The sequence below is a fragment of the Micromonospora zhanjiangensis genome, assembly GCF_042650605.1.
Lineage (GTDB): Bacteria > Actinomycetota > Actinomycetes > Mycobacteriales > Micromonosporaceae > Micromonospora_J > Micromonospora_J zhanjiangensis.
Genome location: NZ_JBHSBN010000075.1, coordinates 1 through 4,880, shown reverse-complemented (window position 1 = coordinate 4,880; position 4,880 = coordinate 1). Strand labels below are relative to the sequence as shown.

The 4,880-nt window shown below is 67.4% G+C and carries 6 protein-coding genes and 1 pseudogene; 3 read left to right on the top strand and 4 right to left on the bottom strand.

Going from position 1 to position 4,880, the window contains the following annotated elements:
* The 3 genes from ACFOX0_RS33825 to ACFOX0_RS33815 all read left to right on the top strand — a co-directional run.
* The coding region (locus tag ACFOX0_RS33825) for a radical SAM protein (RefSeq protein ID WP_377553703.1) at positions 1 to 1,328 on the top strand (1,328 nt) is incomplete at its 5' end.
* A complete protein-coding gene (locus ACFOX0_RS33820; RefSeq protein WP_377553701.1) occupies positions 1,325 to 1,660 on the top strand; it encodes a hypothetical protein in 336 nt (111 codons plus the stop codon). The genes ACFOX0_RS33825 and ACFOX0_RS33820, both read left to right, overlap by 4 nt.
* A 50-nt stretch (positions 1,661 to 1,710) precedes the next feature.
* Positions 1,711 to 3,513: a tetratricopeptide repeat protein gene (locus ACFOX0_RS33815; protein WP_377553699.1), complete on the top strand. Its 1,803-nt coding sequence runs from the start codon at positions 1,711 to 1,713 to the stop codon at positions 3,511 to 3,513.
* Between the two features lie 39 nt (positions 3,514 to 3,552).
* Here ACFOX0_RS33815 and ACFOX0_RS33810 read toward each other — a convergent pair whose 3' ends face one another.
* The 4 genes and pseudogenes from ACFOX0_RS33810 to ACFOX0_RS33795 all read right to left on the bottom strand — a co-directional run.
* Positions 3,553 to 4,215 carry an MOSC domain-containing protein gene (locus ACFOX0_RS33810; protein ID WP_377553697.1) on the bottom strand — a complete coding sequence of 221 codons (663 nt, stop codon included), beginning with the start codon at positions 4,213 to 4,215 and terminating at the stop codon, positions 3,553 to 3,555.
* A gap of 171 nt (positions 4,216 to 4,386) precedes the next feature.
* Positions 4,387 to 4,581: a DUF397 domain-containing protein gene (locus ACFOX0_RS33805; protein ID WP_377553695.1), complete on the bottom strand. Its 195-nt coding sequence runs from the start codon at positions 4,579 to 4,581 to the stop codon at positions 4,387 to 4,389.
* Positions 4,574 to 4,720, bottom strand: coding sequence for a Scr1 family TA system antitoxin-like transcriptional regulator (locus ACFOX0_RS33800; protein WP_377553705.1), 147 nt, complete (start codon positions 4,718 to 4,720; stop codon positions 4,574 to 4,576). The genes ACFOX0_RS33805 and ACFOX0_RS33800 overlap by 8 nt, the downstream gene beginning before the upstream one ends.
* Positions 4,714 to 4,880: pseudogene (locus ACFOX0_RS33795) on the bottom strand (helix-turn-helix domain-containing protein); the annotation flags it as partial. The pseudogene ACFOX0_RS33795 and the gene ACFOX0_RS33800, both read right to left, overlap by 7 nt.

Below are 4,880 nucleotides of genomic sequence, written 5' to 3'. Positions count from 1 at the left end.
CAGGAGACCACGCCCACCGCCGCGACAGACGGCCCCTCACTGCACCCCCGAACCAGATCAATCGGAGACCACCGATCAATCACCCCGGGTCGAAACACCCGACACCAGCCATGAACGATCGAGGCTATTGCTTCCAAGGCCACGACATGCATGCCGGCAAGGACGGATACGACGTCATCATGTCGCGTGAGTTGGTCGATGACGCGTTTCGGGTGATCGATAGCTCAAACCGTGCAGGAGCAATCTCCCGGAAGATCGGCATCACGCAGGAGGATGGCACAACCGAGAGCAGTACTGCCAAGCACGGCCAGTCTGCCCGGCGCATCGGCCTCTTCGGGGGTGAGCCGCTGTCGGAGAGTACGCGTGAGGTTGTTGATTACATAGTCCAGCAGGCCCGGCGTCGAGGTGCGGCGATGTGGGCGATCACGAACGGTGTCCAGCTCGACGCCTTTGCCGATCTGCTTGGCCCCGACGGTCTGGCCGAACTGCAGATCACTCTCGACGGGATGCCGGACCTGCACGACCGGCGTCGCGTCGGCCCGCGATTCCGGCGAACCTTTCACCGCATTGTCGACAACATCGACCTGGCCCTGGCGGCTGGCGTGCAGACCAGGATTCGAATCAACGTCGACCGCAGCAACGTGGAGCATGTCGCGATGCTGAGCGACCTCTTCGCCGAGAAGGGCTGGAGCCAGCACCCCTTGTTCCACGCCAACGCGGCAGTCGTCTCCGGCGAGACCACGCGCCAGCCCTTGATCTCCCGAGCCCACCTGGTGGAGCTGACCAGCACCCTGCGGGCCGCTCAGGCAAGCTGCGTGACCAGCTACGAAGGCTACGCCACGGCCGTCCTTGACCAGGCGTTGTCCCACGGATATCCATTTCGACGAGCCACGAACTGCAGCGCGGAGACCGGACTGCTGATGTTCGCTCCGCGCGGCGAGCTGTACGGCTGCTGGGATGAGATCGGCCTGGCGGACCGCCAGATCGGCCAGTACCGCGGCGGTGTCCTGAGTTTGAATGAGCAGTCCGCCCGGGCCTGGCTCTCGCGCTTTCCCGGTGCCATCGAACAGTGCTCCCGCTGCCCGTACGCGCTGATCCACAACGGCGGATGCGCCAACCACGCCTTCAACGAGAACGGCACGATGTTCGCCGCAGCGTGCGAGGGGTTTCAAGCCTTCTTTCCGCGCACCCTTGCCGAGGCGTACGACGACATCGAGCGACAACTGCTCGGAGATGGGGCACCGACCCGCAAGCAGAGCCGGCGCCTACCAGTCGTGCAAATCCGCAACGGCGAAGCCAGCGTTCCCACGTCGAGGAGTTCCCGATGACATCAGCCGCCCGAGGTTCCAGTTCCCAGAACGCAGTCGCGCTCAACGACACCACCGATCTCACGCAGTTACTCCTCAACGGTGGCCTCCTGGGGCTGCTGAGCCAGTCCACCGCACGCAACGCGGGCTGCGGCACCGACTGCGACTGCAACGACTACAAATGCGGCTGTCGCGGGGTTGTCGAGGACCTGCGGATGCTTCCGTCCGAGTTGGAGAAAGTCAGGAAGGAGCGGGTTGAGCAGTTGCGGCAACAGCTCGAGGAGGCTGAACAGCACCTCGCCGAATTCCACTCCCCGCCGCGAGGCACGTCGGGCTCCGGAGACTCCTCGTGACGGCTCACTGGTCCGCGCGGCAGGTCGACTGGCGTCGGGCGGTGGGGACCGTGAACTGGTTCGGCGTCTATGACACCGCCGGCGCGGCCGCGTACCCTCCGGTGCTCGATGCGGTTGAATCGGCGCTCAGTCGACGCGCCACGCCGCTGCTGGCATCCGTGGCCGCGGCCTTGGCCCCGCGCTGGGAAGAGCTCGGCCAGGCGCGGGAACCGGCCGATCCCAGCGACGCGGATATCCCGGATAAAGAGGAGGACGACGCCGAGCAACGCTTCCTGCTGTACGCGGCGGCTCGCGCAATCAGCCAACTCGGCGAGGGGCATGGATGTGCGTTCTCGATCGGCCCCGGGACCGAACACTCCGTGCAGTACTTCGCCACCGAACTCGCTCGCCTGGCGGTGGAGACCGGCTTCGTACTCGCCTTCAGTGGTCGACTCTCCACGATGCCTGGCACACTGGTCCGATACGTTCTTCCTCTTCCGTACCGGGTTGGCCCGCCCGCGGCAACCCCGGTGTCGGCATTCGGGGCAGCGGATCGCAGGGTTCTCACGGTCCTCGCGGCGTCCAAGGTCGGCGTTCCACTGGCCGCTGCGACGAGCCTGGGGCTGAGCCCGCACACGGCCGATCTTCTTACCACCTCCGGTCCTGGCGACGCCAGCTGGATAAGCCTCAGCGGGGGCGCCCGACGGCGGCTGTGGGCCGGACTTCGCGCATCCGACCGGCGGCGGTGTGCGGGCGAACTCTTCGACGCCTGGCCGCCACAGGGCTGGGGTTACCTACGGCGGGCGCACCTGGCCGTCGCAAGCGGTGACCATGGGCGACTGCGCCGCCAGCACGCCGGCTTGTTCGCCGGATGCGCCATCATCGGGCGGGAGTTGCTACAGCGGCACACAGCGGCCATCGCCGCCGTTGTGCCCGTCGGCGATCCCTTGCGTACGGCCGAAACCGGCGCGGGCACCGCAATGGCAATTTCTCCCGGCCAGCGGATCGCCGCGCATGTCGCCGCGGCTCGCCTCGCCGCGCGCCTGCAACCAGCCGAGCGAGCCAGCCGGGAAACGGTGCGCCACCTGCGCCGTGCCCGCCGGCTGACGACCGATGAAGACAGTGATCGGCAGTTGGCACTCACCCATCAACTCGCCAACGCCCTGGCGAAACAACGGACGCCGGCTGCCCTGGCCGAGGCGAGACATCTGTACGAACGGGCTTTGCGGCAGACTACGGCGTTGACAGGCGCCGTGCGACGAGCGAGGTTGGAAATCGGCCTGCTCAACGGACTGGCCCTGGTGGAGTACCGGGAAGGCCGTGACCAGGCCGCACTGGACCTTGAGGAGCGGGCCGAGAGCTTGGCCCACTACCTCGCCGAGCAGCAGGAGATGCCGTCCGCCCGCTGGGCGTTCGGCCTGGTAGGACCCAATGCCGCGAAACTGCTCCTGGTGCGGTTCGGCGATCGACGTAGAGCTATCGGCAAGTTGGCCACCGCCCTGGAGATGACCCAGTCTGACACCCGGCTCGCCAACAAGATCCGTCGGGACATGGCGCGACTGGTCTTTGCCGAAGAGGATTATGCCGAGGTGGTGCGTCTGCTCGATGGCGTCTTCAGCAGCATCCGGCCAACCGATTTCGGGCCTGCTGAGGAGTTCCATGATCGATTACTGCTCGCCGCGTCGCAGCTGAAACAGAACCAGACCATGGCCTGCCGGACGCAGCTCGCCCCATTACGGATTCTGGCCGCCAGGATAGGTGGGGACACCGCCCGCTCCGCCCTCTCGGTGCTGACGAGGGCGCTGGGAGACGCGGCCGAACTACGCTCTGACCCGCCCTATGTCGGGGCGAGCCTCTGCCACGCTGACCGATGAGGTGCGGTTCGGGATCGTCTTCCAGCACCTGAGCACGACCTACCGTCGCCGGTGCAGCCGCTCGGCGAGGGTCGCGCGCAGGTCGTCGGGCAGTCCGTCGGTCTCGACCAGTCCGGGCAGCAGCTCCGGCTCGGTCAGGTACGCCCGGAACGCCTGCGCGATCGTCACCCCGTGCGCCGGACGGTCCTGGACGGTCACCGGGTCGCCGGCGCAGATGTCGCCCGGTTCCAGCACCCGCAGGTACGCGCCGGGACGGTTCGCCCGGGTGAAGGTCTTCACCCAGCGCGGCTCGCCCATCTTGTGTTGGAACGTGGCGCACGGGATCCGGCCGAAGGTGGGCTGGAGGACCAACCGTGGGCCGACGCGCCACCGCTCGCCGATGACCGCGCCGTTGACGTCCACGTCCTCGGTGGTCAGGTTCTCGCCGAACAGCCCGTTGGCCAGCCGGCGGCTGAGCCGCGCCTGCCACCAGTCGTAATCCTCCCGGGCGTACGCGTAGACGGCCTGGTCGTCGCCGCCGTGATTGTCGATGTCGAGAATCTGGTCACCGACCAGGCCGCTGTGCAGCCCGGTCGTCTTGGGTCCGGGCGCGCGAACGGTGACCAGATGGTCGACCGGCCGCTTGTTGATGCCGGTGACGCCGACGCCCTTGGCCGGGTTCGGCTCCGGCACCGCCAGGTTGACCGAGAGGATCCTGCCCACGCCCGGCAACCTACCCGCCCCGAGCACCGCACGCCGCGCCATTTTCTGACCGGTCGACATACCCGATCCGGAAGGCGATGGCGCCCGCACCCGGCCGGCTGGCGGGCTCAGAAACCAACACAGCTACGCCCGGCGGAGCCGCCGGGCGTAGCTGTCTCTTGGCTGCCGGCGTCAGGATGCCGACTTGGCGACCTGGACGAAGGCGGTCCAGGCGGTGGGGGAGAAGGTGAGTGCCGGGCCGTCGGGGTCCTTGCTGTCGCGTACGGCGACGAGGTCGGGCAGGTTGTCGGCGACCTCGACGCAGGCGCCGTTGTTGTCGCCGCTTCGGGTGCTCTTGCGCCACTGGGCGCCGGTCAGTTCAGCCATGGTGGACCTCCCCGATGATCTTGTTGATCAGTTGCCTTGATTGTCCCTCATCCAGCGCGAGGGCATCGAGGCTCGACCAGACCTTCTGGTAGGTAGCAAGTTCCTCCGGCCGGTCGAGGTAGAGCGCCCGGTCAGGGATTCGTCGTAGCCACGGAGGTGCGAAGCGGCCGACTCCAGGCCGACGTACAGCTCGAACCAGTCGGGGATGGCGTCGCCGTAGGAGTGCCACCAGCCCTTGGCCTTGGTTTCGGTGGCGAGGCCGGTGAGGGCGGTGGTGAGTTCGGGGGTGGCGCCGTACA

Coding starts and splice junctions, on each gene's coding strand:
- ACFOX0_RS33820 (WP_377553701.1), top strand. CDS start 1,325: ATGACATCAGCCGCCCGAGGTTCCAGTTCCCAGAACGCAGTCGCGCTC.
- ACFOX0_RS33805 (WP_377553695.1), bottom strand. CDS start 4,581: ATGGCTGAACTGACCGGCGCCCAGTGGCGCAAGAGCACCCGAAGCGGC.